At 56.1% G+C, this 16782-nt stretch carries 18 protein-coding genes, 1 tRNA gene and 1 other RNA gene; 8 read left to right on the top strand and 12 right to left on the bottom strand.

Features of this window, described 5'->3' with window-relative positions:
* Positions 1–135: 135 nt before the first annotated feature.
* Entirely contained in the window at positions 136–468 is a 333-nt protein-coding gene (locus AURMO_RS02550; protein ID WP_110233010.1) for a DMT family transporter, read from the bottom strand.
* Between the two features lie 9 nt (positions 469–477).
* Positions 478–1263 (bottom strand): IclR family transcriptional regulator, encoded by a 786-nt coding sequence (locus AURMO_RS02545; protein ID WP_110233009.1) that lies wholly within the window; start codon positions 1261–1263, stop codon positions 478–480.
* An 86-nt stretch (positions 1264–1349) separates the two neighbouring features.
* Between AURMO_RS02545 and hutH the strand changes: the two genes are divergently transcribed.
* Genes hutH through hutI form a run of 3 tightly spaced genes read left to right on the top strand, consistent with a single transcriptional unit; the run spans position 1350 to position 5806 of the window.
* The gene (hutH, locus tag AURMO_RS02540; protein ID WP_110233008.1) at positions 1350–2894 is read left to right on the top strand and encodes a histidine ammonia-lyase; all 1545 of its coding nucleotides are present in this window, start codon (positions 1350–1352) and stop codon (positions 2892–2894) included.
* A gap of 30 nt (positions 2895–2924) precedes the next feature.
* Complete coding sequence (hutU, locus tag AURMO_RS02535) at positions 2925–4583, top strand: urocanate hydratase (RefSeq protein ID WP_110233007.1); 1659 nt, start codon at positions 2925–2927, stop codon at positions 4581–4583.
* Between the two features lie 17 nt (positions 4584–4600).
* Complete coding sequence (hutI, locus tag AURMO_RS02530; protein ID WP_110233006.1) at positions 4601–5806, top strand: imidazolonepropionase; 1206 nt, start codon at positions 4601–4603, stop codon at positions 5804–5806.
* Here hutI and AURMO_RS02525 read toward each other — a convergent pair.
* From AURMO_RS02525 to AURMO_RS02515, 3 genes are read right to left on the bottom strand one after another with little or no spacing between them, the layout of a single operon-like run.
* The gene (locus AURMO_RS02525; RefSeq protein WP_110233005.1) at positions 5793–6752 is read right to left on the bottom strand and encodes an arginase family protein; all 960 of its coding nucleotides are present in this window, start codon (positions 6750–6752) and stop codon (positions 5793–5795) included. The genes hutI and AURMO_RS02525 overlap by 14 nt on opposite strands.
* Positions 6745–7095: an SdpI family protein gene (locus AURMO_RS02520; RefSeq protein ID WP_110233004.1), complete on the bottom strand. Its 351-nt coding sequence runs from the start codon at positions 7093–7095 to the stop codon at positions 6745–6747. The genes AURMO_RS02525 and AURMO_RS02520 overlap by 8 nt, the downstream gene beginning before the upstream one ends.
* A 25-nt stretch (positions 7096–7120) precedes the next feature.
* Positions 7121–8503, bottom strand: coding sequence for an MBL fold metallo-hydrolase RNA specificity domain-containing protein (locus tag AURMO_RS02515; RefSeq protein ID WP_110233003.1), 1383 nt, complete (start codon positions 8501–8503; stop codon positions 7121–7123).
* 71 nt (positions 8504–8574) lie between these two features.
* On the opposite strand from AURMO_RS02515, the gene AURMO_RS02510 reads away from it, so the two are divergent.
* A tRNA-Met gene (locus AURMO_RS02510) sits at positions 8575–8648 on the top strand.
* Between the two features lie 65 nt (positions 8649–8713).
* Entirely contained in the window at positions 8714–9613 is a 900-nt protein-coding gene (locus AURMO_RS02505) for an inositol monophosphatase family protein (protein WP_162532650.1), read from the top strand.
* On the opposite strand, the gene AURMO_RS02500 is transcribed toward AURMO_RS02505, so the two are convergent.
* Together AURMO_RS02500 and AURMO_RS02495 are read right to left on the bottom strand one after the other, a co-directional pair.
* The gene (locus AURMO_RS02500; RefSeq protein ID WP_110233001.1) at positions 9602–10510 is read right to left on the bottom strand and encodes an oxygenase MpaB family protein; all 909 of its coding nucleotides are present in this window, start codon (positions 10508–10510) and stop codon (positions 9602–9604) included. The two genes, AURMO_RS02505 and AURMO_RS02500, sit on opposite strands and share 12 nt — an antisense overlap.
* Positions 10507–11103 carry a flavin reductase family protein gene (locus tag AURMO_RS02495; RefSeq protein WP_110233000.1) on the bottom strand — a complete coding sequence of 199 codons (597 nt, stop codon included), beginning with the start codon at positions 11101–11103 and terminating at the stop codon, positions 10507–10509. Before AURMO_RS02495 ends, AURMO_RS02500 begins: the two co-directional genes overlap by 4 nt.
* Before the next feature lie 46 nt (positions 11104–11149).
* On the opposite strand from AURMO_RS02495, the gene AURMO_RS02490 reads away from it, so the two are divergent.
* Positions 11150–11632: a glutathione peroxidase gene (locus tag AURMO_RS02490; protein ID WP_110232999.1), complete on the top strand. Its 483-nt coding sequence runs from the start codon at positions 11150–11152 to the stop codon at positions 11630–11632.
* Positions 11633–11693: 61 nt separating this feature from the next.
* Here AURMO_RS02490 and AURMO_RS02485 read toward each other — a convergent pair whose 3' ends face one another.
* A complete protein-coding gene (locus AURMO_RS02485) occupies positions 11694–12479 on the bottom strand; it encodes a cupin domain-containing protein (protein ID WP_110232998.1) in 786 nt (261 codons plus the stop codon).
* A gap of 201 nt (positions 12480–12680) precedes the next feature.
* Here AURMO_RS02485 and AURMO_RS02480 point away from each other — a divergent pair, with 201 nt between their 5' ends.
* On the top strand, positions 12681–13310 hold the full coding sequence (locus tag AURMO_RS02480) for a YitT family protein (RefSeq protein ID WP_110232997.1): 630 nt from the start codon (positions 12681–12683) through the stop codon (positions 13308–13310).
* Between the two features lie 76 nt (positions 13311–13386).
* Here AURMO_RS02480 and ssrA read toward each other — a convergent pair.
* The 4 genes from ssrA to ftsE form a co-directional block, all read right to left on the bottom strand.
* Positions 13387–13756, bottom strand: a transfer-messenger RNA (tmRNA) gene (gene ssrA / locus AURMO_RS02475).
* A 130-nt stretch (positions 13757–13886) separates the two neighbouring features.
* Positions 13887–14363 carry an SsrA-binding protein SmpB gene (gene smpB / locus AURMO_RS02470; RefSeq protein WP_110232996.1) on the bottom strand — a complete coding sequence of 159 codons (477 nt, stop codon included), beginning with the start codon at positions 14361–14363 and terminating at the stop codon, positions 13887–13889.
* A 59-nt stretch (positions 14364–14422) separates the two neighbouring features.
* Positions 14423–15337, bottom strand: a complete 915-nt coding sequence (gene ftsX, locus AURMO_RS02465; RefSeq protein WP_110232995.1) for a permease-like cell division protein FtsX — start codon at positions 15335–15337, stop codon at positions 14423–14425.
* Positions 15334–16491, bottom strand: a complete 1158-nt coding sequence (gene ftsE, locus AURMO_RS02460) for a cell division ATP-binding protein FtsE (protein WP_110232994.1) — start codon at positions 16489–16491, stop codon at positions 15334–15336. The genes ftsX and ftsE overlap by 4 nt, the downstream gene beginning before the upstream one ends.
* Before the next feature lie 78 nt (positions 16492–16569).
* Here ftsE and AURMO_RS02455 point away from each other — a divergent pair, with 78 nt between their 5' ends.
* Complete coding sequence (locus AURMO_RS02455; protein WP_110232993.1) at positions 16570–16773, top strand: hypothetical protein; 204 nt, start codon at positions 16570–16572, stop codon at positions 16771–16773.
* Positions 16774–16782: the final 9 nt, after the last annotated feature.

The following is a 16782-nucleotide window of genomic DNA, read 5'->3' as shown; positions in this document are numbered from 1 at the left end:
CGGTTGCCATGTGGTCTCCTTCAGATAAGGGGTGACCGTCGGGGCTTTCGCCTGACCGGTCGAGGTCTATAACCAGTGTGCGCCTGTTTTCTCAGAACGTCAACGTCAGGGCTGGGTATGTCGCCCAGAGCTTAATTAGCCGTGTGAGCTTCCCATTTCTAACAGCACAACCCCGACGATGATCAGCGCAATACCCAGGAATCCCCACACATTGAGATTTTCTTTGAACAGGAAGATACCCATAATCGCAACAAGTGCAGTTCCAGCACCTGCCCAAATCCCATAGGCAACGCCCATGCTCAAGCCTTTAGAAAGGCCCAGCCCCAATGAAGCGAACGCAGACAAATACCCCACGACGACAAAAATGGTGGGAATGACTTTGGTGAAGCCGTCACTCATTTTCAGGGCGAGTGTCCCCACGACTTCAGAGACGATAGCGAGAGCTAGAAGTAAATATGCAACAACCATGGGCTTAGCTTAACCGGCACCATGAATACGACGGCTGAGCTCATGGGCAGTTGCCGTCATTTCCGGCAACAGAGAGTTAATGCGGTCATTGAGAGCTTCTGGAGAGGTCAATCCTGCGGCAGAGAAGGTCACCGCAATGCCTGCTGCAGGCCATCCAATGTGGTCTTTGACTACAACGCCGACTGACGCGAGACCTTCTGTAATCTCACCACGCTCGATGGAATAACCCTGAGATGCAGCTTCGGATACCAACGCTTTGAGCTCGCGATAGGTTCTAGGGCCGGTGTTGGCCACGCCAGCACGCTGAGTGAAGACGATGCTGTCGGGGTAGAGCGCACGCAGTTGTGCTGGTGGCAATGCTGAAAGCAGTGCCCGACCCGAGGCTGTGAGGTGTGCAGGAAGACGCACGCCGACATCGGTGACCAGACTGGGGCGACGTGGAGCACGTTCTTCGACGACGTAGAGAACATCCGTGCCATGCAACACAGCCAAGTGAGCTGACTCGCCAATGTGATCGACCAATTTCGCCAGCAAGGGTGCACCCAATCGAGTCAGTGGTTGCTGGCGCGTGTAGGCGGAAGAGAGTTCGAAGGCAGCAGGGCCCAGACCGTAGCGACGCTCTTCGGGGATGTGTAGGGCAAAGCCACGTTCGGTGAGTACGGTCAGGATTTGATACACCGAGGAGCGGGGAAGCTCTAAGGCAGTGGCAATAGATTGCGCAGGCACGGGACCGCGTTGATGGGCTAGATGCTCAAGAATGCGCAGGGTTGAATCTGCTGCGGGGACTTTACTCACAGCCCCAGTCTGCCATGTCTGTTATCTCAGACACAAGGGTATCTTTCACTGTATTTTCGGACTATTTTTTAGTGTGAAATCAGAGCATGAGTTCAGTAGTTGTCGGCGCAGGCGCCGTATCCATCGAAGACGTTGTTGCCGTTGCCCGCCACAACACCACCATCACCCTCGATCCCGGGGCGCTTGCTGGCGTTACCGCATCACGTGCCGTGATTGATGGCTTGGCATCTGATCCCAACCCTCACTACGGAATCTCCACTGGCTTCGGCGCACTGGCCACCACCTTCATTGAGTCCGACCGCCGAGCACAGCTGCAGGCATCCCTGGTTCGCTCCCACGCAGCAGGTTCTGGCCCTGAAGTGGAACGTGAAGTCATTCGCGCGCTCATGCTGCTTCGGCTCTCCACCCTGATGACCGGTCGCACGGGCGTGCGCCCCGTCGTGGCAGAAACATACGCAGCCGTGATCAATGCCGGTATTACCCCTGTGGTTCGCGAGTACGGATCACTGGGCTGCTCTGGAGATCTGGCTCCACTGTCTCACTGTGCTCTGGCCACACTCGGCGAAGGTGACGTGCGCAACGCTGAAGGCGTGCTGATGCCCGCAGCAGAAGCGCTCGCTTCTGCCGGCATCACTCCCCTCAAACTGGAGGAAAAAGAAGGCCTCGCCCTGATTAATGGCACCGACGGCATGCTCGGCATGCTGGCACTGGCCATCACAGATCTCAAGATGTTGATGACCACGGTGGACATCTCTGCCGCTATGAGCATCGAAGGCCTCATGGGCACCGACAAGGTGTTTGCAGCCGATCTGCACGCTCTGCGTCCCCAGGTTGGTCAGGGACAGTCGGCCACAAACCTGCGCAACATCTTGGCCGACTCCCCCATCGTGCATTCACACTCAGGCCCAGAAGATGGCCGCGTTCAAGATGCCTATTCACTGCGCTGCTCACCCCAGGTTCACGGCGGTGCGCGCGACACTATTGCTCACGCCGAGCTGGTGGCAGGCCGCGAACTCGCCTCCGCTGTCGACAACCCTGTTTTGACCGTTGATGGCCGCGTGGAAAGCAACGGCAACTTCCACGGAGCACCCGTGGCCTATGTGCTCGACTTCCTCGCCATCGTCGCTGCAGACGTTGCTTCCATGAGTGAGCGTCGCACCGACCGCTTCCTCGACCGTGCCCGTAACCAGGGACTTCCTCCCTTCCTTGCACACGAGGTGGGCGTGGACTCCGGACTCATGATTGCCCAATACACCGCAGCTGGCTTGGTCTCGGAGATGAAGCGACTAGCTGTTCCTGCCTCAGCAGACTCGATCCCCTCGAGCGCGATGCAAGAAGACCACGTCTCGATGGGTTGGCATGCAGGTCGCAAGCTGCGTAAGGCAGTAGATGCCTTCTCACGCGTTGTTGCCATCGAACTCATGACCGCAGCTCGTGGTATTGACCTGCGCGAACCCCTCAAGCCCAGCCCCGTTACCGGTGCTGTGATTGCCGAACTGCGCAGCAACGGCGTTGCCGGCCCCGGCGCAGACCGCTTCCTCTCCCCCGAGATCGAAGCTGCAGCCGAGCTCACTCTGAGCGGACGCATTGCTGCAGTCGCTCAGTCTGCATCCACCACCCCATTGATTTAGTCAGCACCAGATTTAGCCAAGGAGAACATCATGACCTCAGGACCTCGCACCGTTCGCGCCGCACGCGGTAACAAGCTGACCGCAAAGAGCTGGCAGACCGAAGCACCCATGCGCATGCTCATGAACAACCTCGACCCCGAGGTTGCCGAGCACCCCGAAAAGCTCGTGGTTTATGGAGGCACCGGTAAAGCTGCCCGCACCTGGGAAGCCTATGACGCCATTGTGCGCACGCTCGAGACCCTCGAGTCTGATGAGACGTTGCTGGTGCAGTCTGGCAAGCCCGTTGGGGTCTTCCGCACGAACGAGTGGGCGCCCCGTGTTCTCATTGCGAACTCGAACCTCGTCGGCGACTGGGCGACGTGGCCTGAGTTCCGCAAGCTCGAGGCAGAAGGTTTGACGATGTATGGCCAGATGACCGCAGGTTCCTGGATCTACATCGGAACCCAGGGCATTCTGCAGGGCACCTACGAAACATTTGGTGCTGTTGCACGCCAACACTTTGGTGGCACGCTCGCCGGCACGCTGACCCTCACTGGTGGTTGTGGCGGTATGGGTGGCGCACAGCCACTGGCTGTGACCATGAACGACGGAGTTGTTCTCATCGTGGATGTCGATGCGTCTCGTCTTGAGCGCCGAGTAGAACACGGCTACCTCGACGAGATGACTCATGACCTCGACGACGCCATTGCTCGCGTACTGGCAGCGAAGGAATCCAAGACGCCGCTTTCCGTGGGCATCGTGGGTAACGCAGCTGATGTCTTCACCGAGTTACTGGAGCGTAAGGTTCCTATCGACATCGTCACCGACCAGACCAGTGCTCACGACCCCCTCTCCTACCTTCCAGAAGGTGTCTCGGTTGAGGAATGGCACGCAAAGGCAGAAGCAGACGCAGTCTGGTTCACCGAGCACTCCCGCGCTGCCATGGCCAAGCAAGTCAAAGCCATGGTCGAGTTCCAGGATGCTGGTGCCATCGTGTTCGACTACGGCAACTCGATTCGTGCAGAAGCCAAGCTCGGCGGCTATGACCGCGCTTTCGAATTCCCCGGATTCGTTCCTGCCTACATCCGTCCATTGTTCTGTGAAGGAAATGGCCCCTTCCGCTGGGCTGCGCTCTCTGGTGACCCCGAAGACATTGCCAAGACCGATAAGGCAATCCTCGAGCTCTTCCCCGAGAACGAACACCTCAAGCGCTGGATCACCAAGGCGGGCGAGAAGGTTCACTTCGAGGGTCTACCTGCTCGAATCTGCTGGTTGGGCTATAAGGAGCGCCACCTTGCCGGTCTGAAGTTCAACGAGATGGTCGCCTCCGGTGAACTCTCGGCACCCATCGTGATTGGCCGTGACCACCTGGACTCTGGTTCGGTAGCTTCCCCCTACCGCGAGACCGAAGCAATGAAGGATGGCTCGGACGCTATCGCCGACTGGCCACTACTCAACGCACTGCTCAACACCGCATCGGGTGCAACCTGGGTTTCCCTCCACCACGGTGGTGGCGTCGGCATCGGCCGCTCAATCCACTCTGGTCAGGTCACCGTTGCCGATGGCACCCCTCTGGCTGCACAGAAGCTGGAGCGCGTTCTCACCAATGACCCCGGCACTGGCGTCATGCGTCACGTGGATGCAGGTTACGAGCGTGCTGAGGAAGTTGCTCGCGAGCGCGGCCTGCGTGTTCCTATGCAAGAAGGCTAAGGCCTAGGCTCACAATCATGACCCGCACACTCTTCACCAATATCGGTTTACTTGTCACGAATAACCCGAGCGAAGCTGTGCGCGCCGGCGGCACTCAGACTCCCACGGGAGAGATCGAGAACGCCGCCATGATCGTGGACAACGGGCTGGTTGCCTGGGTGGGCCGAGCTGCAGATGCCGAAACCGGTGGCGGTTTCGATATCGACGCGGTTGTCAATCTGCACGGAAACACCCTGATTCCAGGCTTTGTGGACTCGCATTCCCACATCGTCTTCGCTGGCGATCGTGCTGGAGAGTTTGCTGCTCGTATGGCAGGCAAACCGTATGCAGCTGGTGGAATACGTTCCACCGTCGCTGCCACGCGGGAAGCCAGCGATGACGAACTCCGCGAGCGCCTGCACGCCCTCCTCACCGAGATGCACGCTCAGGGAACCACCACAGTGGAAATCAAGAGCGGTTACGGTCTTGACGTGGCGACAGAAGAACGCCTGGTTCGTCTTGCTCGTGAAGTCACGGAAGAAGTGACCTTTCTTGGAGCTCACGTCGTTCCTGCAGAGTTCACAGACAACCGCGAAGACTATGTACAACTTGTAATCGGCGAGATGCTGGAGAAGTGTGCACCTCACGCCAAATGGATTGATGTCTTCTGCGAAGAAGGCGCCTTCACGGTCGAGGAATCTCGTCGGATTTTGAATGCGGGCAAAGAATCAGGTCTTCTCCCTCGCGTTCATGCTTCACAACTCGGCCCTGGCGAAGGCATCGCTTTGGCTATTCAGGTGGGCGCAGCATCAGTGGATCACTGCACATATCTCACAGATGCAGACGTTGACGCGCTTGCTGCGTCACAGACGGTGGCAACACTTCTTCCCGGTGTGGAGTTCTCCACCAAGCAGCCCTACCCCTCAGGGCGTCGCCTGATCGACGCTGGGGTGAGCGTTGCACTCTCTACCGACTGCAACCCAGGCTCGAGCTTCACCTCGTCAATGCCATTCTGTATTGCCGTGGCCGTGCGTGAGATGGGTATGACTCCTGCCGAGGCTCTCTGGTCTTCCACTGCAGGTGGTGCCCAGGCACTACAGCGCACTGAGGTGGGAAAGATATCCGTCGGCATGCGGGCTGATCTCGCTGAGATCACAGCACCCAGCTATGTTCACCTGGCCTATCGCCCAGGAGTTCCCCTGATTGGTCGTGTTTGGAAAGACGGCGAACTTATCGCTGGCTAAGGCCAGCAACTGCTTCCAAGACACACAGCGCTGCTAAGCGAATGGTGCGACCATCTGGAGTATCCATCGTGGCATCAATCTCAGCCAGGTCGATGGAGTGAACCTGTGAGTGCTTGCCAGCAGCACGCGCAGCCTGGCGAAGCTCGAAGGCACTGATACCTCCAGGGACACTGGCAGGACAAGCTGGTGCCACAGCGCGGTCACACACGTCCACGTCGAGATCCACGTGAATGGGTCCACCAGCAGAGCCGGCAATCGAGAGTGCTTCAGCCATGACCTCGGCCATGGAGCGACGTTCCAGGTCATCACGGTGAATCACAGTGATGCCGAACTCTTGAGCACGACGGGCATAGCTCGCTGAGTTAGCAAAGTCTTGAATGCCAATCTGGACAATGCGTTCGGGGTTCATGCCCGCTTCGATCAGTCTGCGCACGGGTGAACCGTTACTCACACCATCTCTCAGGTCATAGTGAGCATCGAGGGTAATCAGACCTGCGGTTTCCAGATCACTACCCCACACTCCGAGTGCTGCAGCCACAGTGATGGAGTTATCGCCACCCAAAGCAATCACTAATTCAGAAGCCTTAGCAGCGTCGGCCATCAATGCGATGGTGCGAGCCTCACCGGCGGGTGAGTCAGGGTCAGACACGTTACCAAAATCAGCAACCGTGAGTTCTTCAAGATCGATGATCGCAGGGTCGTTGCGCAGGTTCTTATCGAGCACGCCGCGGTCCTGCATCAGTGCGGGAGAGTAGCGATAGAGCGCTGCACGAATTGCATCAGGGGTTTCGTGAGCGTTGGTAGCACTCAGCGATGTCTGCGACGCAGGAATACCCACCAGAGCGGCATCAATGCGCTTTCCTGGTGCTATCTCGTCTGGAGCGGGCCAACCTCCGGCACGAGGCCACAGAGCATCGTGAGAAAGACCTGCTGGCTTGTTAGACATCGGCTGCCTTTGCCGCCTTCTGGCCCTGTACTCCAGCAAAAATCACTCCTGCAAGCAGCGCACCAGTGGCAACCTGAACGAGATATGCCTGAAATTCACTGGGTAAGAACAACGAAATAATCAACAGCGTTGCATTCGCTAACGCAGTGTCTCGCATGATGGGATAGGCAGCTACGTGGGCTGCAAGCCAGGTCTTGTCATTCTTGCGCGTTGCCTTGGTGCGAATACCAGCCCACGCGTTAGGCCCCACCTTGCCTGAAGCAGCTCGAGCTACAACGTTATACAAAATGATGTCTGCCACGATCGACAACGCAATGATGAGGTAGTGGGTGCCTGAATCCATAGCTCTAGGCTACTTTGTCTCTGGTCTACTGAGGGTGTTGCAGGTCGATGGTTTCACCGTGTTCTGGCGCACGAACATTCCACTTCAATTCAGAAGAAATAAGGAATCGCATGCGATCAGCTGCATCCATTTCACCGTGGGTGACATAGGTCATCTTGGGTGCTCGTGGTGTGCGCTTCATCCATTCCACGATTTCCACCGAGTCAGCATGCCCTGACATGCTTTCCAGCTGAATAACCTCTGCTCGGATGGGAACATCACGGCCAAAGATGCGCAGAGTAGTTGCCCCCTCAGCAAGGAGAGCACCACGTGTGCCTCCTGCTTGATAGCCAGAAATCACGATGGCATTGTTGGGGTCTTCTCCAAAAGCTACCAAGTGGTGGAGAACACGACCACCGGTCATCATGCCTGAAGCGGCGATGATGATCATGGGGCCGTGACGTTCATTAAGCGCTTTCGATTCTTCGACAGTTCCCACCATGTGAGCCACGTCATAGACAGATTCGAATTCCTCAACCGGAATCGTGTGCTCTTCCTGATGCTTGTGATACATCCGAGTGGCACTAGCTGCCATGGGGCTATTCACATAGATCGGAACGCGAGGAATCTCACCCCGATCCATCAATCGCCAGATGTGGAGCATCAATCCTTGGGTGCGACCCACGGCAAAAGCCGGAATGACAACAACTCCCCCGCGCTCCAGCACGGGCTTGAGCGCCGGAGCAAGCTCGCCCTCTGGTTCAATGTTGGGGTGGGTGCGGTTTCCATATGTGGATTCCGTGATCAAAATATCTGCACCCTCAAATTCACGAGGTGGCTTCATCAATGGGTCGTGTTGCCGTCCCATATCCCCCGTGAAGTGCAAGCTGGTTCCAGCCACGTCAATGTGAAGCTGTGCCGCACCAAGGATGTGACCTGCTGGCAGGAAAGTGGCCTTAAGCCCCGGCACGACATCTAAGACCTCGTCGAAGTTGGCTGTGCGGAACTGCGACAGTGCCTGTTCCACATCCTGGATTGTGTAGAGGGGCTTGGGTGGATTGTGCTTGGAATATCCCTTACGCGCAGCGTGAGATGCTTCCTCTTCAAGCAGGTGTGCACTATCTGGCAGCAGGATGGAGCACAGCTCTGCTGTACCTGTGGTCGTGATGATGGGACCACGGAACCCGTCCCGCACTAACGCAGGAACATATCCGGAGTGATCCAGGTGCGCATGGGTGAGCAGCACTGCATCAATGGTGTCGGGTGGAATAGGGAAAGGTTCACGATTACGTTCACGCAGGGCCTTGTATCCCTGGAACAAACCACAGTCCACAAGCACACGCTTGCCGCCGCTCTCAATCAGATACTTACTTCCGGTAACGGTTTCCGTTCCCCCCAGGAAGCGGAGCGTGTGCTCTGGTCTGTTCATATCTTCAGACTACGCCTGCTTTCCGGAGTGGTTAGAGGGCATCATTCCCCGTGGTAAACTGGTACTACCGACGCGGGGTGGAGCAGCTCGGTAGCTCGCTGGGCTCATAACCCAGAGGTCGCAGGTTCAAATCCTGTCCCCGCAACAAAAAGAGAAAGCCCTTCCTTTCGGAAGGGCTTTCTTGTTTGTATTCGCGAGTATCGTGGAAACGTGACCAGAAGCCACTTCACCATTAACGAAGACCTCCAACTTGCCCTTCAGCTTGCTGATGCAGCGGACGAAATTTCCCGCGCCCGATTCCTGGCGATGGATCTTGAGGTGAGCACCAAGCCGGACAAGACTCCCGTGACCGATGCGGACCGTGCGGTGGAGCAGGCCATCATTGACATCCTCAGCCGCGAGCGCGGTGAAGACTTCATGCTTGGTGAAGAGTTTGGCGAACAGGCTGGTTCGGTTTCTGAACACCCCACCGGTACTTCTGACCACCCTCACCGTCAATGGATTATTGACCCCATTGATGGCACGTCTAACTTCCTGCGCGGTGTTCCCGTCTGGGCAACTCTGATTTCCCTTGCCATTGATGGCGTTCCCGTCATCGGCGTGGTGAGTGCTCCCGCACTGGGTAAGCGCTGGTGGGGCTCAAAGGGCAACGGCGCATGGGTGGATGAATCACATGACCCCTTAGCCAATATTCCCCTGCCTGAAGAACTTTCTGAATACCTCGAGCAGCCCATGGTTGCTGTGGCAGAACCTCGCAAGTTGGAAGTTTCTGGCGTGAAGGAACTGGCAGACGCCAGCATCAGCTACAACTCGTTGCAGCAATGGGACCAGGCAGGCTACCTCGACGAACTTGTCGGGCTCAGCCGTAAAGTCTGGCGCACGCGTGCCTATGGTGACATGTGGTCATACATGATGGTGGCCGAAGGCATCTTGGATGTCGCCGGTGAATTCGACCTCAAGCCCTATGACATGGCTGCACTAATGCCCATCGTCACCGAGGCTGGTGGAACCTTTACCTCCATCGACGGTCACGCAGATGTGTGGCACGGCAGTGCCCTAGCCACCAACGGACAGCTTCACGCTGCCGTCTTGAATGAACTAGCTCGCTAGTTTTCCTTCTGCTTTCAAGCGCGCAATACGAACGCGAGCAGCATCTTCTGAGGTCGAGGATGGGCCCAGCAGGGTTCTGAGCATTTTGAGGATGACCCCGGTCATCCAGAATGCAGGCCACCAAGGCTTCTTGAGGCCCAGAATCTTTCGGTATTCCTCAGGAATACTCGCAACTGCCCCGCCAAACATGACGCGATAGAACGGCATCATGCTCTTGCGCAGTGGTGGCTTTTTCAAAAACTCAATGGTCTCTTCGACCCGCTCATCGTGCTTGAGCACGCCGTCCACATTGAACTGGTGCAATGCCGCAATGAGCTCAGCTTCCGAACGTGGTGGGTTGGCCACACCAACTAGCTCACCGGCCTTGGACCATTCATGGACATATTGATCAGCCCCGCCAGGAATGGCGTCTCCCCACGCCTGCTGACAGCCCAGGAAAGCATCTGTGAAGACAACATGAACCCAGTAGAGCAACTCGGGATCATCGGCTCTGTAGGGGCGTTCCACGCCCTGCGCGTCGATATAGGTGCCTTTGACGCGGTCATGGAACTTGGCCACACGAGACGATTCATATTCAGCGAGTTTGGTGTCACCAAAGGTGACGGTAATCAGCCACTGAATAGTTCCTGCCAGGCGTCCTAGCGGGTCTTCTTTATAGCGAGACCAGTCGTGCACCCCTGCCATTGCGCCGGGATGCAATGTCTGCATCAGAAGTGCTCGAATGCCCGCAACCATGGTGGGCATCCCGCCATGGACCGCCCAGGATGCCGAACCGGGGCCAAAGAAACCAATGTCATCACCGGCTTCAATGTTCTTCACCCAATAGGGAGTGCCTGCCGTGTCTCCCGAGAAGGTTTCCAGCAGGTGTGAGCGAATGCTGTCGCTGAAGCGACTCATGCGTCGAGCTTGGAGTTGCTGTCTAGTTTGTGCCAGGTGCGGTTGTGATAAACCAGCGGGTGGGCGGCACTGGCATCCAGTTCACTACTTCCCTCTGCCGGAGTCTTGGCTTCCAGGGCCTCAATCAAAAACACGGTCGAGTTTCCAGCCTTGAGCTTGTTCACGGTGCGACCACGAATCCAGGCGTGGGCCTCGGAATAGACCGTCTCACCGGTGGGCAGCTTCTCCCAGGCAATGTCATCAGGGAAGCGGTTGGCGCCACTTGTTGCTGCAAGCTTGGCCAAGTGAAGCTGATCTGCCCCGAGCAGATGAATCACGACGGTGTCTGCCTCAGCGATCGTGGGAGTGGCAGAAGACTGTGCCGAAGCAGAGAACACCAGCAGAGGTGGCTCTGCACTGACGGAGAACACACTGGTCACCGTCATCGCCACGGGTCCCTTGCCCGCATCTGCCGTCACAATGGCGACACCAGCAGGGTGGTTGCGAAAAGCGAGCTTGAACTCATCAGCTGAGAGCACCTCAACATCGTGAGGTGGGTCGATGATGCCATCGTGGATGATGGGCAAGTTCTCTGACGGCGCATTGTTTGTCATGGTTTCTCCATTGTTTCACCCTGCAAGCCGCGTTAGCCTCAGAAGTATGAGCTTGAATGACATTGAACTGACCACTCTGGATGGAAAACCCACTACCTTCGGCGCTTATTCCGACAAAGTAGTTCTTGTTGTGAACGTGGCAAGTAGGTGTGGACTTTCTCCGCAATACCAGCAGCTCGAAGAATTGCAGAAGAAGTATGGACCACGCGGCTTCACCGTCGTGGGCATTCCTTCAAACCAGTTCCTTCAGGAACTCAAAAACAGCGACGATATTGCGGAATACTGCTCCACCACCTGGGGAGTCACCTTTCCCATGATGGAGAAGGCTAATGTCAATGGTCGTAAACGTCACCCGCTCTATGTTGAGCTGGTCAAGACCAAAGATGCTGGCGGTAAGGCAGGTCCTGTGATGTGGAACTTCGAAAAGTTCTTGGTTCTCCCCAACGGAGAAATCAAGCGCTTCCGCCCCACAACCAAGCCAGACGATCCAGCGATTATCGAAGCAATTGAGGCAGCACTTCCCAACTAGACCACACACAAGTAAACCCCCGGTTTCGATAACCGGGGGTTTACTTCGTTAAGGAAGAGAATTACATTGCTTCCGCTTCAGGATCCTTGACGCCTTCTTCGACGATGCCCTTGGCGAGGAGAGCCAAGCGGCGCTCTTCAAGGCGACGCTCGAACTCAGCCTGACCAGCTGCGATGAATTCATCGGTCAGTGGGTAGTTCACGGCACGAGGGTTACCGTGGTACTTCTCGATGTACGCGTCGAGCTCGGGACCGGACTCCCATGAGGTGATGAGGCAGTAACGAGGCTCGTCGCCCTGGTGCCATACGGCGTGCCAGAAGCGCTGAGTATCCACGATGAGCTGTGCACCTGCGGGCAGAGGAATACGGATCTCGGTGGATGGGTCCAGGCGGTCTTCGCGCAGAATCATCATCGAGTCTGGGTTGTCGGAGAGGTTGAAGAAACCACGAACAATCCACCCGGTGCCATCTGGGTTCAAACGGTTGTTGTCGTCCTGGTGCATGTTGTAAAGAGCGTCAGAGTACTTGTTGGGCTGCAGCTCGATAACGCGGCAGCGACCAATGTTCGCACCGGGCTCCTGAGCACGCTTGGTCAGGATGGGAGCGAGATCTACGTTTTTCTTGACCCAGACGCCGTCCTTGTCGGTGCGAGGAGGGGTGTGGTTCCAGAAACCGTTGCATTCCATCTCGCCGAAGGCAGAAGCCAAAGGAGCGAAGCGGGTAACACCGGAAGACTTCCAGTCGACATACTCAATGTCGAGCCATTCCTTGGGGTCGGCAGCCTGGTCATAGCTGTCCAGGACAACATAGCCAGTTTCTTCAAATGCCTTGAGGCGGTTGTAGCCCATAAGGTGGGTCCCTTTCAACAACGAGCGCACACGTTTTAATACGCTCAACTGTGGGAAACGCTACCACTGCGAGGGGTGTGTAACCGGGATACTCACGGAGTTCTTGGCCAATTCATATCTCGCCCCATCACTTGTCCACCCCCGCATACAGAATCTTCACTGACACCCAGCAGATACCTTTCACAGAAGTTATAAAAGAGTGTGCACAACACAACTCGTGATGTCTCCCGCAGCACAACTGCCCAGAGTCATTCACTTCTTGACGACATTGTTGGAATTACAGCCTCATCCCTGCTGGCTGCCATCGGTATTTTCCTGATGGATAGCGGGCATGTAGTGACCGGCGGAATTGCCGGCCTCGCCCTCCTCATCAGCTATGCCACACCTTTCTCTTTCAGCGTGGTGTGGATTGTGGCAAGCCTTCCCTTCCTGCCTTTGGCAGTGTGGAAAAAGGGGTGGAACTTCACGTTGCGCAGCTTGGTTGCCATTGTGATGGTGTCTCTTTTTGCCCAGCTCACCACCGCGAAGCTTGGCCATCTGAGTATTGATCCACTCTTCGGTGCAGTTGCTGGCAACGTGGTCGCCAGCATCGGCGTTCTGGGCCTGTTTAGGCACCGCTCTTCGCTCGGTGGCTTCAACGTGGTTGCCCTGATAGCCCAGGAGCAGTATCACTGGCGGGCAGGTTATGTGCAGCTAGTTATTGACCTCGCGATTGTGGCCGGGGCATTCTTTGTTGCCTCCCCTGTGATTGTTCTTTACTCAGCGGTGGGAGCTTTTGTGTTCAACTTCATCCTCGCTTTGAACCACCGCGAAGGCCGCTACAACGGCTAGAAACACAACATCCCACCCAAGCAATACCTGGGTGGGATGTTTACTCTCAAGCGCATGATGTGAACAACTCACGAAGTGGTGGAGATGGGGGGAATTGAACCCCCGTCCACTGCTGAAATTGTGAGTCTTCTACGGGTGTAGCTGATTAGAGGCGTTCTACTTGGCTCCGACCTTTGTTACCAGCATCTAAGTCGACAAGCCCAGTCTGAGTTAAAGTCCCGCAGTGCCCTCAGGCATAACACTGCAGCAAGTCCCCTTCATGACGCCAGAACACGGAGCGGGGACGCCTCCGGTCTGACGGACTTCAGGCTCGCTTAGGCAGCGAGGGCGAAGTCGGCGCGGTTAGATTTTGCACCTATTTTTTGCAGAGGTCGTTAACGAGATATCCCTGCATCCTCGACCCGCTTCTCTCCCGCTTGCAGGCAATGTCGAATCCGATCATCCCCATGAGAGTGCGTTGTCACATCATGCGCTGTTGAGTTGTGTGTGCGAGATTGCTCTCGCTCTGGCGCGTATTTCAGCGCAGTTGAAGTGTATAACGCTCAGCTGACAATAAACATTCCCAGCACTGAGGAGTTATTCACCCATGTGTTTGCGGGCAGAGATGGCGCGATCTGCTTCGCGCTTATCCTGACGTTCACGTAAGGTCTGACGCTTGTCGTATTCCTTCTTACCCTTGGCAAGTGCGAGCTCAACCTTGGCTCGACCGTCCTTGAAATACAGCGACAACGGAACAAGGGTGTAACCACCCTCTTTGACTTTGTTGTGAAGCTTGAGGATCTCCTGCTTGTGCATCAGGAGTTTGCGCTTGCGACGAGGTGCGTGGTTGTTCCACGTGCCCTGGGTGTATTCAGGGATGTGTACGGCGTCTAGCCATGCTTCGCCACCCTCGATGAAGGCGTAGCCGTCTGTCAGGGATGCACGGCCTTGGCGCAGAGATTTGACCTCTGTGCCCCACAACACCACACCACATTCATAGGTGTCGATGATGTTGTAGTCATGACGAGCTTTACGGTTGGTGGCAACAACCTTTTGACCTTGTTCTTTAGGCATTGCACACCTCCTTCAGCTTGTTGTGCGCAAACCCTTAGTTTACGCGCCTGAGGGAGCGACTAAATCTTGAGGTAACGCGTGATGGCGAAGTTGGCAGAGATAGCTGCCAGCAATGAACCCACAACAACCAAGACCGGAACAACAATCAGGGCTTCTGAAATACCCACGAACGACGTCAATGGAATGTTGACGGCGAGGTAACCCTGAACGAAGAAGTGCACGATTCCCACAATGGCTCCGCCGGCCAGTACTGAACCGACCAGTGCAGCAAACACACCTTCAAGAATGAAGGGGGTTTGAATGAAGCGGTTAGACGCACCCACCAAGCGCATGATGCCCAGCTCGCGACGACGCGAGAAGGCAGAGAGTCGAATGGTGGTGGCAATCAACAGCACCGCAGCAATCAACATGAGACCGGCAACACCAATGGCGGTGTAACTTGCGGAGTTGAGGATAGAGAAGATCTGATCCAGATAACTGCGCTGATCAGTAACCGACTCAACTCCCTTTTGAGCTGAGAGTGCCTCTACCAGGACGGCGGACTGCGAAGGATCCTTAAGGTTGACCCAGAAAGTCTCATTTAGCTGATCAGCTGTGACGTATTCAGCAACAGGGTTTCCCTTGAACTGTTCTTGGAAGTTCTTGAAGGCAGCTTCGTGGTCTTCGAAGTAGAACTTGTCAATGAACGGAGCTAGCGTCGCACCTGAGAGTGCAGATTTCACTGCTTCAACCTCGGTGGCAGATGCAGCACCGTCGAGACAGTTTTCACCAGCGGAGACATCGGTACAGAGGTAGACAGCAACCTGTGCCTTGTCATACCAATAGTTCTTCATCTGACCGATCTGCATCTGAAGAAGGATTGCAGTGCCGACAAAGGTCAGCGAGATGAAGGTCACCAAAATGACCGAAACAACCATGGAGAAGTTACGACGCAGACCGTTCGCAACCTCTGACCAAATCAGAGAGAACCTCATCGAACAGGCCCCACATTCTGGTCATCGTTGCCGGTGTTCTTCGCGCGCTGCTGTGCCTGAATGCGTAGGCGTTCCGTCAACGGCAAGGAGCTCAGGTCAACCTGTGGCTTAGTCAGTGGCTCAGGCTCGCCAGAAGCTGCGGGAGCATCCTGGAAGGCAGGCTTATCGAGGCGCTGAACTGGACGTGAATCGTTCATGCCAAAGAGTTCACTGAGGTCGCCCAGATCATCGATTTCACCGGTGTCATAGGCACTAGGGATCTCAGGTACAGCATCCATCGTGATTTCATCAACCTGTTCAAATACAGGGGTGGGAACCACGATGTCTGTTGTTTCAATGATCTGAGGCTGCTCGGAAGCAGTCACGATGCCCTGTGGGCGCGTTGTTGCTGCCATCGCAGCTGCCGCTGCGGCCGTGTGGTCACCAGTGGAGTTGATGGTCGCATCTGCACCAACAATGGGCAGTGCTGCGGTGTTGCCATAGCCAGATTCACGTTCGTCACGAACAATCTGACCTGCAACAAGCTCAATCACGCGCTTTTGCATGCGGTCCACGAAGTCAGCAGCGTGGGTCGCCATCACAATGGTGGTTCCACCGGCGTTAATTCGCTCAAGCAACGCCATGATGCCGGCGCTAGTGGCGGGGTCGAGGTTACCGGTGGGCTCATCGGCGAGGAGAAGAGCGGGCTTGTTCACAATCGCGCGCGCAATAGCCACACGCTGCTGCTCACCACCAGAAAGTTCGTGCGGGTAACGCTGTGCCTTACCGGCTAGACCCACCATCTTGAGGACATCAGGAACAGCTTCCTGAATGAAACCACGAGACTTACCAATCACCTGCAGGGTGAAGGCAACGTTGTCGAAGACGGTCTTGTTAGGAAGAAGACGGAAGTCCTGGAACACAACACCAAGGTTGCGACGGAAATAGGGGATCTTGCGGTTCGAGATCGAACCCAAGTCCTGGCCAAGTACGTGGATAGAACCAGCGTTGGGCTTATCTTCCTTGATCATCAAACGCAGGCAGGAAGACTTACCAGAACCGGACGCTCCCACCAGGAAGACGAATTCTCCGCGCAGAATCTCGAAGTCAACGCCGTTAAGGGCGGGACGCGAGGAACCAGCGTACTTTTTGGTGACCGTACTAAAGCGAATCATGACTCATTGAGCCTATGCGGGGAGTTTCCCAAAAAGCTGAAAGGCGCGGGCGTGCCGACGAACCGATAACCTTGAAACATGCGCAAGTTCTTATTCAACGCCAGTGTCCTCGGAGCGCTCTTCGGTGGCTTTTCTGCGCTGCGTGCAACCGCGCGCGGTCCTCGCGATTGGCGTTTGATTCTGGTCTGGTTGGGCTGGGGAATTTCAGTCGCACTTGCAGTCGCTGATGTCGTTGCCGAAAGCAAAGAAGAAGAGCTCGAAAACGAGCAGTACGACTTCTAACGGAGCCGA

Origin of the sequence: Aurantimicrobium photophilum (assembly GCF_003194085.1) — a bacterium.
GTDB classification, from domain to species: domain Bacteria; phylum Actinomycetota; class Actinomycetes; order Actinomycetales; family Microbacteriaceae; genus Aurantimicrobium; species Aurantimicrobium photophilum.
The sequence above is the reverse complement of the archived record's forward strand: the minus strand, read 5'-3'. Positions and strand labels throughout refer to the sequence as shown.